Annotated in this window: 13 protein-coding genes; 6 read left to right on the top strand and 7 right to left on the bottom strand. The window is 67.1% G+C overall.

Features of this window, described 5'->3' with window-relative positions; translation table 11 throughout:
- The first annotated feature begins 253 nt into the window (after positions 1 to 253).
- The 6 genes from ACI1US_RS04355 to ACI1US_RS04330 all read left to right on the top strand — a co-directional run bounded on the left by ACI1US_RS04355 (position 254) and on the right by ACI1US_RS04330 (position 7,738).
- Positions 254 to 2,296 carry a DUF5684 domain-containing protein gene (locus ACI1US_RS04355; RefSeq protein ID WP_461638435.1) on the top strand — a complete coding sequence of 681 codons (2,043 nt, stop codon included), beginning with the start codon at positions 254 to 256 and terminating at the stop codon, positions 2,294 to 2,296.
- Positions 2,297 to 2,879: 583 nt separating this feature from the next.
- Positions 2,880 to 4,046, top strand: coding sequence for a branched-chain amino acid ABC transporter substrate-binding protein (locus tag ACI1US_RS04350; protein WP_461638433.1), 1,167 nt, complete (start codon positions 2,880 to 2,882; stop codon positions 4,044 to 4,046).
- Positions 4,047 to 4,129: 83 nt separating this feature from the next.
- A complete protein-coding gene (locus tag ACI1US_RS04345) occupies positions 4,130 to 5,023 on the top strand; it encodes a branched-chain amino acid ABC transporter permease (RefSeq protein WP_461638431.1) in 894 nt (297 codons plus the stop codon).
- 5 nt (positions 5,024 to 5,028) lie between these two features.
- Positions 5,029 to 6,207, top strand: a complete 1,179-nt coding sequence (locus ACI1US_RS04340; protein ID WP_461638429.1) for a branched-chain amino acid ABC transporter permease — start codon at positions 5,029 to 5,031, stop codon at positions 6,205 to 6,207.
- A complete protein-coding gene (locus tag ACI1US_RS04335) occupies positions 6,204 to 7,031 on the top strand; it encodes an ABC transporter ATP-binding protein (protein WP_461638427.1) in 828 nt (275 codons plus the stop codon). The genes ACI1US_RS04340 and ACI1US_RS04335 overlap by 4 nt, the downstream gene beginning before the upstream one ends.
- On the top strand, positions 7,028 to 7,738 hold the full coding sequence (locus ACI1US_RS04330) for an ABC transporter ATP-binding protein (protein ID WP_416549957.1): 711 nt from the start codon (positions 7,028 to 7,030) through the stop codon (positions 7,736 to 7,738). The genes ACI1US_RS04335 and ACI1US_RS04330 overlap by 4 nt, the downstream gene beginning before the upstream one ends.
- A gap of 188 nt (positions 7,739 to 7,926) precedes the next feature.
- Here the strand turns inward: ACI1US_RS04330 and ACI1US_RS04325 are convergent, their stop codons facing one another.
- The 7 genes from ACI1US_RS04325 to ACI1US_RS04295 form a co-directional block, all read right to left on the bottom strand.
- Positions 7,927 to 9,432, bottom strand: a complete 1,506-nt coding sequence (locus tag ACI1US_RS04325; protein WP_461638425.1) for an FAD-dependent oxidoreductase — start codon at positions 9,430 to 9,432, stop codon at positions 7,927 to 7,929.
- A complete protein-coding gene (locus ACI1US_RS04320; protein ID WP_461638423.1) occupies positions 9,429 to 9,770 on the bottom strand; it encodes a (2Fe-2S)-binding protein in 342 nt (113 codons plus the stop codon). Before ACI1US_RS04320 ends, ACI1US_RS04325 begins: the two co-directional genes overlap by 4 nt.
- Positions 9,767 to 10,984, bottom strand: coding sequence for an NAD(P)/FAD-dependent oxidoreductase (locus ACI1US_RS04315; protein ID WP_461638421.1), 1,218 nt, complete (start codon positions 10,982 to 10,984; stop codon positions 9,767 to 9,769). Before ACI1US_RS04315 ends, ACI1US_RS04320 begins: the two co-directional genes overlap by 4 nt.
- Positions 10,985 to 10,997: 13 nt before the next feature.
- A complete protein-coding gene (locus tag ACI1US_RS04310) occupies positions 10,998 to 11,708 on the bottom strand; it encodes a GntR family transcriptional regulator (protein WP_461638419.1) in 711 nt (236 codons plus the stop codon).
- A gap of 17 nt (positions 11,709 to 11,725) precedes the next feature.
- Positions 11,726 to 12,715 (bottom strand): ornithine cyclodeaminase family protein, encoded by a 990-nt coding sequence (locus ACI1US_RS04305; RefSeq protein WP_416549954.1) that lies wholly within the window; start codon positions 12,713 to 12,715, stop codon positions 11,726 to 11,728.
- Positions 12,712 to 13,719, bottom strand: coding sequence for a proline racemase family protein (locus tag ACI1US_RS04300; protein WP_416549953.1), 1,008 nt, complete (start codon positions 13,717 to 13,719; stop codon positions 12,712 to 12,714). Before ACI1US_RS04300 ends, ACI1US_RS04305 begins: the two co-directional genes overlap by 4 nt.
- Before the next feature lie 110 nt (positions 13,720 to 13,829).
- Entirely contained in the window at positions 13,830 to 14,735 is a 906-nt protein-coding gene (locus ACI1US_RS04295) for a dihydrodipicolinate synthase family protein (RefSeq protein WP_416549952.1), read from the bottom strand.
- Between the last annotated feature and the right edge of the window lie 44 nt (positions 14,736 to 14,779).

Here is a 14,779-nt window from a genome sequence, read left to right as displayed (position 1 = left end):
CGCTATTCAGGGTGGGCTTGCTTCGCTGCGAGGCCGGGCCCGGGGCGTGTAGGTTTCGCAGCTCCCCATGGGCGTTCGTCGGGCCTGGCGGTTGTGGCCTGCCAGTGAGGCGGGGGACATCGCTCGACTCACGATTCCTCGCCAATGCCGGAAGCAGCTACGCCCTCGATTGCGAAGCGCCCGAATAGTGCCGTCGTGAAAAGTCACGGTACCTTTGGTACAGCAACACGAGGCTGCGCAAAGTGAGGACTTCATGACGAACGATATGGGATACGGCGGATTTGGCGGACCAATTCTCGCCCTCATCGGCATCTGGTCGTTCGTCGGTATCGGCGTCTACATTTGGTACCTGTGGTCGCTCGCGCGCCTCTTCCCGTACCTGGGGCTGCCAGCGGCGCACGGCTGGATCCCAGTCTGGAACCAGTGGCGACTCATCGAACGCGGCGGCCTGCCCGGTTGGACTGCCGTCGTCGGCCTGATTCCGGGCCTGAACATCATCACTGTGGTGATGTCGATCATGGCTATCCACCGTATTAACCAGGAACACGACGAGACCACCGGGATGACGGTCCTCGGCGCGCTGGTTCCGCCGATGTGGGCGACGCTGCTCGGAACCCGACTGCAGGATCGCGGCTACGCCACTGGCGGTGGCCATGCTGGCTTCGGCCAGCCTGGCGGTGCGGGACATGGGCTCGTCGAATACGGACCCGACGGTCAGGTGTACCCGCTGCTGCCCGAGACGACTCCCGTGCAGCAGACGCACGGCATGCCGCCGGTGCCGCAGCGCGCGGGCGCAGGCTCTGCGCCTGCTGCGGGCGCTGCCCCTCATTCGGGTGCTGCCTCTGTTTCGGGTGCTGCCTCGACTGGGGCTACGGCACCCTCGGCACCCTCGGCACCCTCTGCGTTCACCGGTCGTCCCGGCGGATCAGGGGCCCCCGCGGGCCCCGCACAGTCGCCCGCCGCGCGCCCGGCCTCGACGCCGCTGCATCCCGGTGGGTTTCCCGCTCCGACCGTAGCCAGTGGTGACGCTGCCGGCGTCGGTGCGGGTAGCGCTCCCGCAGGCCCGCCCCAGACCCCTGTGACTCCGGCAGCGACTGCCGCTCCGGCCACCCCTGCGGTACCGGCAGCGCCGGCTCTGCCTCAGCGCAACCAGTGGGGGCTGAGCAACACGACGGAGGGCAACTTCCAGCGCCTCGCGAGCGAGCAGCTCCCGTCGCGCGAGGCGTCATTCGGCAGCAACTTCGACTCGCGGCCCTTCTCCTGGCCGCAGCCAGCACCACTTCCAGTCGACACGAAGGCGGCCCAAGCGGACCCGGCGAAGCCCGAGGACGCCGCGGTGCCGGTCACCGAGGTTCCGGCTGCTGCCAACCCGGTGAATCCCGCTCCGGCAGCAGGCCTGACCGCGCCGGCTGCTGCGGCTTCGGCTGCTGAGGTTCGAGCTGCTGAGGTTCGAGCGTCTGAGGCTCTGGCAGCTGCCGATCCAGCACCGACCGCTGCCGATCCGGCCCCCGCTGCCGATCCGGCGCCTGCTGAGTCGACGCCCGCGCCGGCCGCCGCGCAGGTTGCCGCCGGCAGTCCGGAGCCCGCACCGACTTCAGTGTCGGCCGTCGATATCGACCTTGCGGCCGCCGTAGCAGCGGAGCGCTCGGAAGCGCCTGCCGTGGACTTCCCCGTCGAGCACGTCGCCGGTTCTCCCGCGGACGCCGCGGAGCAGCCGCTTGCAGACCCCTCCGAAGATGCGGCCGTTGACGTCTGGGGTGATCCTGTGGACGAAGCACCGCGGGAGACTCCTGTTGCGCCTGCCGACGCGGTGAGGGCCCCTGTGGCCGAGGCAGCTCGTGACTCCGGTTTCAGCGTCGCCAGCCTGTTGGGCGGCCCGATCGCCCCGCCGCCCGCACCCGGCGGTTTCGCCGACGAGGACGACAACGAACCCGAGGACGACGATTTCGACCGGACAGTCGTTGTGGCCCGTCGCCAACGATGGGTTCTCGAGCTTCCAGATGGGGAGCAGCTCGAGCTTGCTTCCGACGACGTTATTGTGGGCCGCAAGCCTGTAGCGCTCGCCGGCACCGAGGTGCTCGTGGTGCCCGACGTGACGCGCACGCTGTCGAAATCGCACGCAAGGCTGCGGCTCACGGATGCGAGCTGGACGATCGAAGACCTCAACTCGACGAACGGGGTCTTCACGATCGACGCCGCCGGGAACCAGCGCGAGCTGACCCCGGGGCAGCCGGTCGAGGCGACAGAGGTGCTCATTATTGGCACACTCGAGGTTCGACTCCGGTCCGTGGACTAGCCAGCCTTCGGGCCGCTGCCGCTGCCGCCGGCTCTGCCCCTGCCGCCGTGCCCCGCGCCAAACGGATATGTCCTCAGCGACCGGACATCACTTTTGCGGTGGAAGTGATGTCCGCTCGCTGAAAGCATGCCCTCCCGCGCACCAGCGCAGCTACACCCTCCAACCGCGAACAGCCAGTGAGATCGGCAGCCCGCGCCTGGGGGCCAACGCCTCGCGCCCGCCTGCTCACGGTCGCGGTTTGTCGCGGAGCGTGCGTGGGTCCAGGAATGCACCCTCTGCCTGCCCAAGCACCGTCGTCCTGCATGCCCCGTGTATTCCATTCCGCCCCGTTTTCGGCCTTCGGAACACTCGGTTTGGATTAATAGGGTCGATCAGGAAGGGAAGGCCTCAACCGGGAATTCCGCGGAGATCACGAGACCGTGTCGGAATCGTGACCTATTTCAATTGCACTCCCGCACGCAATCAGTAACATTGCACTGACGGGCTCCTGCAGGTGTCGCGACCACTGACCAACGACGGTCTCGCTCCACCAAATGCATCGCCCGCCCATTATTCAACGATGAATGATTGAAAGGAATCGTCAATGATTTCACGTGCACACTCTGGCGGAAAACGGCTTGCAACCCTCGGCGCAATCGCCGCGGCTGCGGCCCTGGTGCTCTCGGGGTGCTCCGGCGGGCTCGCGGGCGGGGACGGCGGTGGATCGAGCGATGGGCCGATCAAGCTCGGCATGCTCGCACCGTTCTCCGGCTCTGAAGCCGCATTCGGCGATTACATGAAGTTCGGTGCCCAGCTCGCGATCGACGAAATCAATGCCGACGGTGGCGTCGATGGGCGCGACCTCGAACTCGTCACCGAAGATGACGGCTGCGATGCGACCCAGGCCGTTTCAGCAGCGAACAAGCTGGTGAGTGCCGGCGTGCACGCTTCGGTCGGCGGATACTGCTCCGGCGCGACGCTCCCCACGCTTCCTGTCTTTGAAGCGGCAGGAGTGCCGATGGTGATTCCCGCAGCGAACTCCACCAAGCTCGTTGGCCAGGGCGCGTTCCTCATCAACGGCACTGGCACCCAGCAGGCAGCTGCCGCGATCGCCTACGCAGAGAAGCTCGGCTCGAAGAACGTCGTGCTCATCGACGACAACACCGACTACTCGGTCGACCTCGCCAACTCCTTCGAGGAGCAGGCGGGCGACCTGAACATCGTGAAGCGCGAATCGGTGAACCCCGATGAGAAGGACTTCGCCGCGAACATCAACAGCGTGCTGGGCGTGAGCCCCGACTTCATCTACTGGACCGGCTACTACCAGGCAGGCGGCCTGCTCATCGACCAGCTCCGCTCGTCGGGTTACGACGGCATCGTGCTCGTGGGCGACGGCTCGGTTGACGCGCAGCTCTCGGCAATCGCGGGCCCGGCCATCGACAACGTCTTTGGCACCTTCACCCGCACCCCCGACATGCTCGAGGGTGGCGACAAGTGGGTCGCGGCCTACACCGAGCTCGCGAAGGCCGACCCCGGCCCCTACTCGATGCAGACCTACGAGGCAGTCAAGGTGATCGCCGAAGCGATGGGCGAGGCCGGCGGAACCGACGCCGAGGCAGTGAACAAGGCGCTGGGCGCAATGTCGGGCTTCCCGCTGCTCTCGGGCGACCTGACCTTCGCTGAAGACGGCTCTCGCGAGGGCGGCGGATTCGTGATCGTCTCGCCCACGGGTGAGAAGGGCGCGTTCATCCTCTCCGACGACCTGTCCTAGGTACTCTCGGTGGCCGGCTCGGCGCTGCCTAGCCGGCCACCTCACCCACCAACCCCTCCTCACCGTCGCAGAGAGGTTCACCTGTGTTCCAACTCATCTGGAACGGGCTCTTCGTTGGCTCGTTCTACGCTCTCGTCGCCCTTGGCTACAGCATGGTTTACGGCATCATCAAGCTGCTGAACTTTGCCCACGGCGACCTGTATATGCTCGGATCCTTCCTCGCATTCGTCGTGCTCGGCGGCTTCACCGGGCTCTTCGGGCTCGGCTCGATCCCCATCCTCCTGCTCGTGCTCCTCATCACCATGCTGCTCACCGGCGGTATTGGCGTCGCGATCGAGCGGATCGCCTACCGCCCACTCCGCACGAGCCCCAGGCTTGCGGCCCTCATCACCGCGGTCGGCGTCTCGTTCACACTCGAGTACGCAGTTCGACAGATCTTCGGCGCAAGCCCCCTCGTGTTCCCGATTCGCCTCCAGGGCGAGCCGCTCGAGATCCTCGGCGCGCGCGTCACCATGCCACAGATTGTGCTGATGCTCGTCGCGGCGATCCTTATGTTCGCGCTGCAGCGCTACGTGATGCATTCGCGGGAGGGACGCGCGATGCGCGCGATCGCCCTCGACCAGAAGGCAGCCCTCCTCATGGGCGTCAACGTGAACCGCGTCATCTCACGCACGTTCTTCATCGGCTCGGCGCTCGCCGGTGCCGCGGGAGTGATGGCCGCCGCGTACTACGGCACCATCGACTTCCTCATGGGGTTTGTGATCGGGTTGAAGGCCTTCACGGCCGCCGTAATCGGCGGCATCGGAAACCTCTACGGTGCGATGCTCGGAGGGATCGTGCTCGGTCTGCTCGAGTCGTTCGGCACCTCGTGGTTCGGCGGCCAGTGGCGCGACGTCTTCGCATTCGGCTTCCTCATTCTGTTCCTCGTGTTCCGCCCCACCGGCTTGCTCGGTGAGCGGGTGGTTGAGAGGGTGTGATCCGCATGAAGAAAACATCTGTTCCGCGCCTCGTAGCGCCGAAGCCATTCATCCAGCGACCTGCCCCGGTCACCGGGCTGCTCGCACCCGAGCGGTTCATGAAGATCGTCGGCGCGGTCCTGTTTGTTGCAGCCCTCGTGCTGCCGTTCATCTCGGCGACGCCGTATCTCATCTCGATCCTCACCTCGGCAATGATCTACATCGTGCTCGCGATGGGACTCAACGTCGTCGTCGGCTACGCCGGCCTGCTCGACCTCGGCTACATCGCCTTCATGGCGGTCGGGGCATATACGAGCGGGATCCTCACAACCCAGTTCGGGCTGTCGATGCTCGAGACGATCCCGTTCGTGGTCATCGCCTGCATCATCGCGGGCATCGTGATCGGCGGCCCGACGCTCAGGCTCCGCTCCGACTATCTCGCGATCGTCACCCTCGGCTTCGGCGAGATCATCCGCATCACCGCGAACAACCTGAAAATCACCGGCGGCCCCTCGGGCATCCACGGTATTCCGACCTGGTCGTTCTTCGGCTGGTCGTTCGCAGACGGCCTCGACATCGGCGGCATCCACTTCGGCCCGAAGATTCTCTTCTACTACTTCGTGCTCATCGTCGGCATCGGCCTCGCGGTCGTCGCCGTCGCCCGCCTCGGCAAGGGCAAACTCGGTAGGGCGTGGAAGTCGGTTCGCGACGACGAAGACGTCAGCGAAGCAATGGGCATCAACGGCTACACGACGAAGCTCGCCGCATACATTATCGGTGCGGTCTGGGGCGGCTTCGCGGGCACGCTCATGGCGGGGCACCTCTCCGCGATCTCGCCGAACAGCTTCGAGTTCTTGTACTCGGCACTCGTGCTCATGGCCGTGGTGCTTGGCGGTATGGGATCCACCCCCGGCGTCATCATCGGCGCGCTGTTCGTGTCGCTCGCGCCCGAATTCCTGCGCGAGTTCTCCGAGTGGCGCTTCCTGCTGTTCGGCGTGCTCCTGGTGGTCGCGATGATCTTCAGGCCGCAGGGCATCTGGCCGGCGAACGCCGTGCTGCCGTTCCTGAAGAAGCGTGAGATCCCCGAGATCCCACCGACAGCGGCCGTCGGCGTCGTGGGCGTCGACGACGACTACGAGGGTGAGGTCTACGAGGGGTCAGACGCCCCCGCTGCGACCGCTGACGACGAAGAGGGGAAGCGATGAACACGATCCAGACACCTGCCCCCGTGGCCGGAGGCAGCACCGCGCCGCCCGACTCCCGGCCGCTGCTGCTCGACGTTCAAGGCCTCGCGGTCTCGTTCGGTGGCATCAAGGCGGTCGCGGGCCTGAGTTTCTCGGTGCACGAGGGCGAGATTGTCTCCGTGATCGGCCCCAACGGGGCTGGGAAGACGAGCGCCTTCAACTGCATCTCAGGCTTCTACCGGCCCAACGAGGGCGACGTCATCTTCGATGGCGAGTCGGTGACCCGAAAGAAGCCGTCGTACATCACCAACCGGGGTATGGCGCGCACCTTCCAAAACGTGCGGCTGTTCTCCGACATGACCGTGCTCGAAAACGTGAAGACGGGGATGCACTCGCACCTTGCTCAGAACGTCTTCGACGCCATGCTGCACACGCCCCGCTACAAGCGCAGCGAGGCGCAGTGCACGGAGGATGCTCGCGGCTGGCTCGACTTCGTGGGCTTCCGGGCCGACGACGAACTGCTCGTCTCGCAGCTGCCCTACGGTGAGCAGCGCCGGGTCGAGATCGCGAGGGCGCTCGCGACGCAGCCGAAGCTGCTGCTGCTCGACGAGCCCGGTGCGGGCCTGAATCACAACGAGAAGAATGAGCTCATGGGGCTCATTCGCCGCATCCGCGATCTCGGCGTGAGCATCGTACTCATTGAGCACGATATGGGCCTCGTCATGGAGATTTCGGAGCGTGTCGTCGTGCTGAACTACGGCAAAGAGATCGCCGACGGGACGCCTGAACAGGTCAAGAACAACCCGTTGGTTATCGCCGCCTACCTCGGAGAGGAAGAGGAATGAGCAAGCTCGTACTCGAAAACGTTGAGCTCTACTACAACCGGGTTCATGCGCTGCGCAACCTCAGCCTTGAGGTGAACGACGGCGAGATCGTGTCGCTGCTCGGCAACAACGGGGCTGGGAAGACGTCGACGCTGTCGATGATCTCGGGCCTCGTCCGCGCGAAGAGTGGCAGCGTGACCTGGGGGGACAAGGATCTCACCAAGCTGCAGCCCTGGGACATGGTGGGGGCGGGGCTGCTGCACATTCCTGAGGGGCGGCGGATCTTCTCCACGATGTCGGTGCACGAGAACCTGCTGCTCGGCGGATACCTGGTGAAAGACCAGAAGCTCATCGCCTCGCGCGCCGACCACGCCTACGAGCTCATGCCCCGGCTTGCCGAGCGGCGCGACCAGCAGGGCGGAACGCTCTCGGGCGGCGAGCAGCAGATGCTCGCGCTCGGGCGTGCGCTCGTCGGCGGGCCGCAGCTGTTGCTGCTTGATGAGCCCTCGATGGGTCTCGCGCCGCTCATCGTGAAGCAGGTGATGGACATCATTCGGGCGGTGAACCAGGAGGGCACGACCGTGCTGCTCGTCGAGCAGAACGCGAAGGCGGCGCTGAAGATCGCCGACCGCGCCTACGTGCTCGAGTCGGGGCGCGTCACCCTCCAGGGCCCAGCGTCGGAGCTGGCCGAGGATCCCCGCGTCATCGAGGCCTACCTGGGCGCGTAGCGCTGGGCTGCGCCCCGCCCCTGCCCCGTCGCTCAAAGGGCATGTTTTCAGCGAACGGACATCAGTTTTTCGGTCAAACAGATGTCGTTTCGCCGAAAGCATGTCCTTTGAGCGCCCGTGAGGGGAAGGGGAAGCGGAGGGAAGGGAGGAGAGGGGCGCAGGGGCAGGGCGGGCGCGGATCGCGCGCCCTACTCCAGGTCGAGCAGTGCGCTGAGGGGGAGCGGCTGCGCGAGCGGCCGCTTTGCCGACTGAGCCAGTGATGCCCGGGCATCGTCAGCAGCTGGCGAGGCAGGCCCGCCGACAGCGCCGGCCCCGGCAGAGAGGCACGACACCGCGAAGCCGCAGACGCGCCCCTGACACCAGCCCATTCCTGCACGGGTGAGGCCCTTCTCGGTGCGGAGGTCGTGCGCGGCGAGGTCGTCGTGGGCGTGCCCGATCTCGCCCGCGGTCACCTCCTCGCAGCGGCACACGGTGGTGTCGGGGGTGAGGCGATCCGCCCAGCCTGCGGGCACGGGGTGCGCGAGGTGCATTGCTTCGGCGAAGGATCGGTTGCGGGCGAGCGTTCGCCGCTCAGCGCCCGTGACCGAGGTGGCGCTGCCGGTGGCGTCTCCCGCGGCCGCGCGGCCTGCGATCTCACCCTCGAGCACCGACAGCGGAGCTCCGCCGACGCCGGTGACCTCTCCCGCGAGGAACAAGCCGGAAACGGAGGAGCGGCCGACCTCGTCGACGACGCCGACGAGCGAGCCGTCGACGTCAACGCGGGTCTGCACGCCGAGCTGCACTGGGAGTTCGAGCTGCGGCGTGAAGCCCCAGCCGAGGCCGACGCCGTCGATACCGGTGATCTCGCGCTCGCTGCCCGAGACGATTGCCCCGTCGGCACGAACCTTCGCGGTGCGGACGCCGGTGACGTGGTCGGTGCCGAGGATCTCGGTGATGACTGTGCGGATCCGGTAGGGCACGCGATGCTTCACGAATGCCGCGACATAGCCTGCGCCCTCGAGTGCTTTGGAGGGGACTCCGGCTGCGCGGTGCGCGCGGGGGATCCAGCCCATGAGCGACGCAGACTCGAGCACGGCCGCAACCGATCCGCCCGCCTGCGTGATGTTTGCGGCGACGGGGAGCAGGAAGGGGCCGGTTCCCGCGATGACGAAGCGCTTGCCCGGGAGCATGCCGTTCTGCTTCACGAAGGCCTGAATGCCGCCCGCGGCCATGACGCCGGGGAGCTGCCAGCCTGGCACGGGGAGCTGCCGGTCGTAGCCGCCGGTCGCGAGCACGAGCGTTGCGGCCCGAAGCGACGGCACCGCGCTCCGACCCCCGCCGTGAGCGGGGGCGAGCTCGAGCGCGAAGCCGGTCTCGGGAGCCGCAGAGAGTGCCCGTGCCATCCAGACTGAGGTCGAGGCGAAGTAGTGGATCGTGCCAGCCGCGATGCCGGCGTCGAAGCGGGCGCGGAGGGAGAGGTATTCCTGCCATCCGTGGTGGTACTCGCCGCCGTCGGTGACCCCCGCGGCCTCGGACCGGTGCCGCCAGTACTGGCCGCCGGGCTGCTCAGCGGAGTCGATCACCGCGACCCGGGCACCGCCCTCGGCGGCGGCTGCGGCCGCTGCGAGGCCCGCCGGACCCGCCCCGACAACGGCAACGTCGAAGCGTGGGGCGGCCGCTGTGGATCGCAGCTCTGAAGTCTCTGCGCCGCTCATGCTGCGTCACCCGTCTCCCGCGAATCGGTTCCAACGGCGCCCGAGGGGTGCTCGGTCGCGCCGGGGCCCGATGCCGCGCGCACATCCATGCCCTCCGCGAGGGGGATCATGCAGGCGCGCTGACCTGACTCGCCGTCGATTTCAACGAGGCAGTCGAAGCAGACGCCAATGCCGCAGAACAGGCCGCGGCTCGCGCCCGAGCGGGTCGCGCGCCAGGCGTTCTTGCCAGTGGAGATGAGCGCGGCTGCGACACTCGCGCCGGGAGCGCATGCGATGGGTTCGCCCTCGAAGGTGGCCTGGACCTCGCCGGTCGGCGTGGTGTTCGGGGTGGCGCTCACGCGGCGGCCTCCGTTCCTTGCTGAGTGGTGTCTGCGGCGGTATCTGGGCCGGTGCCGTGATCGTCGTATCCGGGCTCATCGAAGCGTTCGGGTCTGAACGGCGTGAGCGGCATGTCGGGTTTGAGCCCTGCAAGGGCCTGTCCGAGGAGCTTTCCGGTGCCGACGGAGAGCCCGATGCCCGCACCCTCGTGACCGGAGGCGTGCCAGAGGCCGGGCGCGCGCGGGTCGTGCCCGATCACGGGGAGGTGATCTGGGCAGAAGGGGCGGAAGCCGTGGTAGTGGCGGAGAATCCGGGTCTTCTCGAGGAAGGGGAAGAGTTCGATCGCGTTTGCGGCGATCTGCCGGAGCGCGTCGGGGCTGACGGTGTTGTCGAAACCGATGCGCTCGCGGCTGGACCCGATGAGGATCGTCCCGGCGGGGGTTCCCTCGACGACCGGAGACGACTGCAGGCCGGCGTCGCCGCTCCCGACGTTGTCTATGTACTCAGCGGCATACACCTTGTGATGCACCATCGGGTGGAGCGGTTCGGTCACGAGCACGAAGCCGCGGCGCGGGTTTACGGGGACATTGACGCCGGCCAGTGCCGCAATCTCGGGGGCCCAAGTGCCCGCGGCGTTGACTATATGCTCCGCGGAGAATTCACCCTGCGGGGTGCGCACGCCGGTGACCCGCTCGCCCGAGCGCAGCAGCGCCGTCACGGGTGCGTTGACGACGAGTTTCGCGCCGCGATCCCGCGCGAGACGTAGCAGGTGCGAGGCCGCGAGGATCGGCTGCACCTGACTGTCTTCGGGGTAGAAGGCCGCGCCGAGCGCCTGGTCGGTGACGTGAGGCTCGAGGGCGCGGAGCGCCGGGATATCGAGCGGTTCGGCGACGATGCCGAATGACCGCTGTGAGGTGGTGACGCGCTCGAGCGAAGCGAGACTTGTTTCACGTGAAGCAACGATGATTCCGCCCTTCGACTCAAACTCCCAGAGGTGCCCGAACTCGGCGAGCTCGCCCTTCCAGGTGTCGATCGAATAGCGCATGAGCTCGAGCTCGGGCCCGAGCTCTTTGTCGGAGACGAGGATGTTCCCCTCGCACCTAGACGTCGTGCCGCTCGCGGGTAGCCCGCGCTCCACCACCGTGACCGAGAGGCCCTGCAGCGTTGCAAAGTACGCGGTCGCGGCACCGATGATTCCGGCACCGATGATGATGACGTCTGTGCGTCCGGTCATACTGAGCTTCCTGTCATGAAGTGCTGTCGGCGGCGCTCTGGCCCTCGACGGTTCCTGTCGCCCACACGTCGCGGGCGTGGCCGATGTGATCGCGCATCAGCTGCTCCGCACCCGCGCCGTCGCCGGCCCGCAGCAGTCTGATGAGTTCGTGGTGCTCGTGCGCAGATGGCCCGAGCCGCCCGGTCTCGGCGAGCGCCTTCAGCCCGTAGAGCCGGGTGCGGGTGCGCAGCGAGGTTGCGAGCTCGGTGAGCTGCGGGTTGTCGATGTGGGTGAGTACGAAGTGGTGGAATTCGCGGTCGTACCGCAGGTATTCCTGGAGGTCTTCGGTCTCGGCGGCGACGAGGCACGCGTCAGCGAGCCGCTCGAGCTCCTCGAAACCCTCCTCCGAGATCCGCCCGATCGCAGCCGGCATCGAAGGCGGCTCGATCAACAGGCGGATCGCGGCGAGGTCGTCGAGCTCCTTGTCGCTCATCGTGGTGATGCGGAAACCCTTGTTCTTGATGGTTTCCACGAGGCCCTCGCGTGCCAGATCCATCATTGCCTCGCGTACCGGCGTCGCGGAGACCCCGAGCAGCTGCCCCAGCGTGGGGGCTGACACGAGAGCGCCTTCTGCGATCTCACCGGTGATGATCGCCGTGCGCAGCTGCTCGAGCACGGTTTCGCGCAGGTTGAGCGGCCGCTTCAGCGGGGTGAGGCGACGTGAGGGGGAAGGCTGGCTGGGCATGGGGGCTCCTACTGTGGCTATGGGCGCGTGCGCGCTGTGTAGACAGCGCTCGCGCACACAAGATCCTCCCACGACATCCCCACACCCGTATAGAAGGCGGGGCGGCCGAGCGTGCGCGTGAACTTGCCGAGCACGAGGTCTTGGAGGTTCGCTGGCGGGTTCGACTCCCACGCGGCTTCGTCGTAGGTGGTGGCGAGGTTGCCGTTCTCGCGGCGTGCGGATCCGCGGCCCTCGACGGCGACATCCGAGCGCAGCACGAGCGCGTCGTCGATCTCGCGGGCGTCGAGGCCGTGCGTCCCTACCGCCGCGACGATGGCGTTCGGGGCGACGAGGGTGCCGTCGAAGAGCGGGGAGGTGGCGGTGGTCATGGTGAGGATGATGTCGGCTGCCGAGATGGCTGCCTCGTGGTCGCTCGGCGCGGTGACCGAGACCTGGCTGGTCTCGGGGGCCGCTGCGAGGGTGCTGATGAGGGCCTCGACGCGCTCCGGGCGGCGGCCGATGATCTCGAAGGAGGCGTCGGGGAAGTCGACGAGTGCCGCACGGATGTGTTCGATTGCCTGGGTGCCCGCGCCGAAGATGAGGATCTTCGGGTCGGTGCCGAGCTCTGCGCCCGCGGGTGCGAGGCGCGCGAGCTGCCGCACCGCGGTGAGCGTCGCTGACGGGGTGCGGATCGCCGTGAGGCAGGATCCCTCCATCACCGCGAGCGGTGCGAGCGTGTCAGAGGAGTACAGAATGTAGAGGCCCTGGATCTTTTCGAGTCCGCGATCCGGGTTCTCAGGCGCGAGGGTGAGCGCCTTCACGCCGCTGAATGTCGCGCTCTGCGCTGGCATGAGGAGGAACTCGCCGTTCGGGGCGTCGGCGAACAGGCGCGGCCCGTCGCTCTCGGGGGTGAGGCCGTCGCGCAGCGCGGTCTCGAGGGCATTGATCGCCGTCTCGAAGGTGAGGAGCTCGCGCACCTCATCGGCGGAGAAGAAATCGATGCTCTGCGGAGCGGGCGTGTGGGTCACAGCAGGAATCCCTTCGGGAACGGATCGGTTGGGTCGAGCATGTACTGGGCCGTGCCGGTGATCCAGGCGCGGCCGGTAATCTTCGGGATGACCGCGGGGCGGCCGGCGACGGTCGTCTCTTCGACGAGGCGGCCGACGAAGCGCGAGCCGATGTACGACTCGTTGATGAAGTCCTGGTCGAGCGGCAGCTCGCCGCGCGCGTGCAGCTGCGCCATGCGCGCGCTCGTGCCGGTGCCACAGGGGGAGCGGTCGAACCAGCCGGGGTAGATCGCCATCGCGTGGCGCGAACGCTCAGCGGTGGATCCGGGAGCCTCGAGGTACACGTGGTGGCAGTCGCGAATGTCCGCCCTCTCGGGGTGTACCGGAGCATCGTCCTCGTTGATCGCGTCCATGATGGCGAGGCCGGCCTTGATGAGCTCGTCCTTGTTGGCGCGATCCTCACGGAACTCGATGCCGAGCTCGTCGAGCTTCACGATCGCGTAGAAGTTGCCGCCGAAGGCGAGGTCGTACTTCACGGTGCCGAGGCCCGGCACCTCGACCGAGGCGTCGAGCCGCTCCGAGTAGGAGGGAACGTTCGTGATGGTGACGCTCTCGGCCTGCCCGTCGTTCACGGCGACCTCGGCGATGACGAGGCCAGCGGGGGTGTCGAGACGGATCGTCGTGACGGGCTCAGTGACCTCGACCATGCCGGTCTCGACCAGCACGGTGGCGACGCCGATGGTGCCGTGGCCGCACATGGGGAGGCAGCCGGAGACCTCGATGTAGAGCACGCCCCAGTCGCAGTCGGGGCGGGTGGCGGGCTGCAGGATCGCGCCGCTCATCGAGGCGTGGCCGCGCGGCTCGAACATGAGCAGTTCGCGTAATTCGTCGTTGTTCTCCATGAACCAGGTGCGGCGCTCGGCCATCGTGTTGCCTGGGATGGGGCCGACGCCGCCGGTGATGACGCGGGTCGGCATGCCCTCGGTGTGCGAATCAACGGCGTGGTAGACGCGGGACGTGCGCATGAAGGGGCCTTTCTGAAGAACGAAGTGTGTGGGTGGGGCGGGGCCCCGAGACGGGAATGGATCGTGCGGCGAAAACGCCGCACGATCCACCCCGCGGGTACTGCGAGTTGCTACTTACCGTAGCCCTTGGCGGCTGCCTCGAGGGTGTCGGCGACGATCTGATCAGCGACCTCCTTGGGCAGCGGCAGGCGCGGCGGGCGGCTCGGGCCACCGTAGAGCCCGAGTGCATCCATCGAGAGCTTGATCGACTCGACGAACTCGGTCTTGGTGTCCCAGCGGAGCAGCTTGTGCAGGTCGCGGTAGATCACCTTCGCGCGCTCGAGATCGGCGACGTTGCCCGAGGTCGAGAGCTTGTAGAGCTCAACGGTTGCCTGCGGGATCGCGTTCGGGTAGCCAGCTACCCAGCCGACGGCGCCGGCGATGCCGACCTCGAGCACCGAGTCATCGGTGCCGATGAGGATGTCCATGGTCGGAGCGAGCTCCTGGATTTCGTAGATGCGGCGGGGGTCGCCCGTGAACTCCTTGACGCCGACCATGTGGCCCGCCTCGTGGATCTCGGCGATGAGCGACGGAACGAGGTCGACCTTCGTGTCGAGCGGGTTGTTGTAGCCCACGATCGGCAGGCCTGCCTTCGCGACCGTTGCGTAGTGGTGCTTGACCTGCTCGTGGTTTGCGCGGAAGGTGTTCGGCGGGAGCTGCATGACGCAGTCAGCGCCTGCCTCAGCTGCCTGCTCTGCCCAGCGGAGCGACTCCATGGCGCCGTATGCGCCGGTGCCGGCCATGACCGAGAAGCCCTCGGGGGCTGCGTCGACGGCAACCTCGATGACCTTGGCGCGCTCGGCCTCGGTGAGGTTCTGGTACTCGCCCAGCGAGCCGTTCGGCGCGATGCCGTCGCAGCCGTTCTCTGCAAGGAAGTTGACGTGCTCAGCGAACTTGTCGTAGTTCACCGAGAGGTCGTCGTTCATGGGGAGCGCGGAGGCGACGATAACGCCATGCCAGGGCTTCTTCTCAGCCATTGAGATATTCCTTTCAGGAATGGGTGGAGTACTTGGGCCACTCG

It is taken from the genome of Leucobacter sp. BZR 635 (assembly GCF_048061935.2).
In the GTDB taxonomy this organism is placed as follows: Bacteria; Actinomycetota; Actinomycetes; order Actinomycetales; family Microbacteriaceae; genus Leucobacter.
The sequence above is the reverse complement of the archived record's forward strand: the minus strand, read 5'-3'. Positions and strand labels throughout refer to the sequence as shown.

Excerpts from the sequence above, each read along its gene's own strand:
- ACI1US_RS04350 (WP_461638433.1), top strand. The coding sequence starts at position 2,880 with ATGATTTCACGTGCACACTCTGGCGGAAAACGGCTTGCAACCCTCGGC.
- ACI1US_RS04335 (WP_461638427.1), top strand. The coding sequence starts at position 6,204 with ATGAACACGATCCAGACACCTGCCCCCGTGGCCGGAGGCAGCACCGCG.
- ACI1US_RS04340 (WP_461638429.1), top strand. The coding sequence starts at position 5,029 with ATGAAGAAAACATCTGTTCCGCGCCTCGTAGCGCCGAAGCCATTCATC.
- ACI1US_RS04300 (WP_416549953.1), bottom strand. The coding sequence starts at position 13,719 with ATGCGCACGTCCCGCGTCTACCACGCCGTTGATTCGCACACCGAGGGC.
- ACI1US_RS04325 (WP_461638425.1), bottom strand. The coding sequence starts at position 9,432 with ATGAGCGGCGCAGAGACTTCAGAGCTGCGATCCACAGCGGCCGCCCCA.
- ACI1US_RS04330 (WP_416549957.1), top strand. The coding sequence starts at position 7,028 with ATGAGCAAGCTCGTACTCGAAAACGTTGAGCTCTACTACAACCGGGTT.
- ACI1US_RS04295 (WP_416549952.1), bottom strand. The coding sequence starts at position 14,735 with ATGGCTGAGAAGAAGCCCTGGCATGGCGTTATCGTCGCCTCCGCGCTC.
- ACI1US_RS04355 (WP_461638435.1), top strand. The coding sequence starts at position 254 with ATGACGAACGATATGGGATACGGCGGATTTGGCGGACCAATTCTCGCC.
- ACI1US_RS04315 (WP_461638421.1), bottom strand. The coding sequence starts at position 10,984 with ATGACCGGACGCACAGACGTCATCATCATCGGTGCCGGAATCATCGGT.
- ACI1US_RS04310 (WP_461638419.1), bottom strand. The coding sequence starts at position 11,708 with ATGCCCAGCCAGCCTTCCCCCTCACGTCGCCTCACCCCGCTGAAGCGG.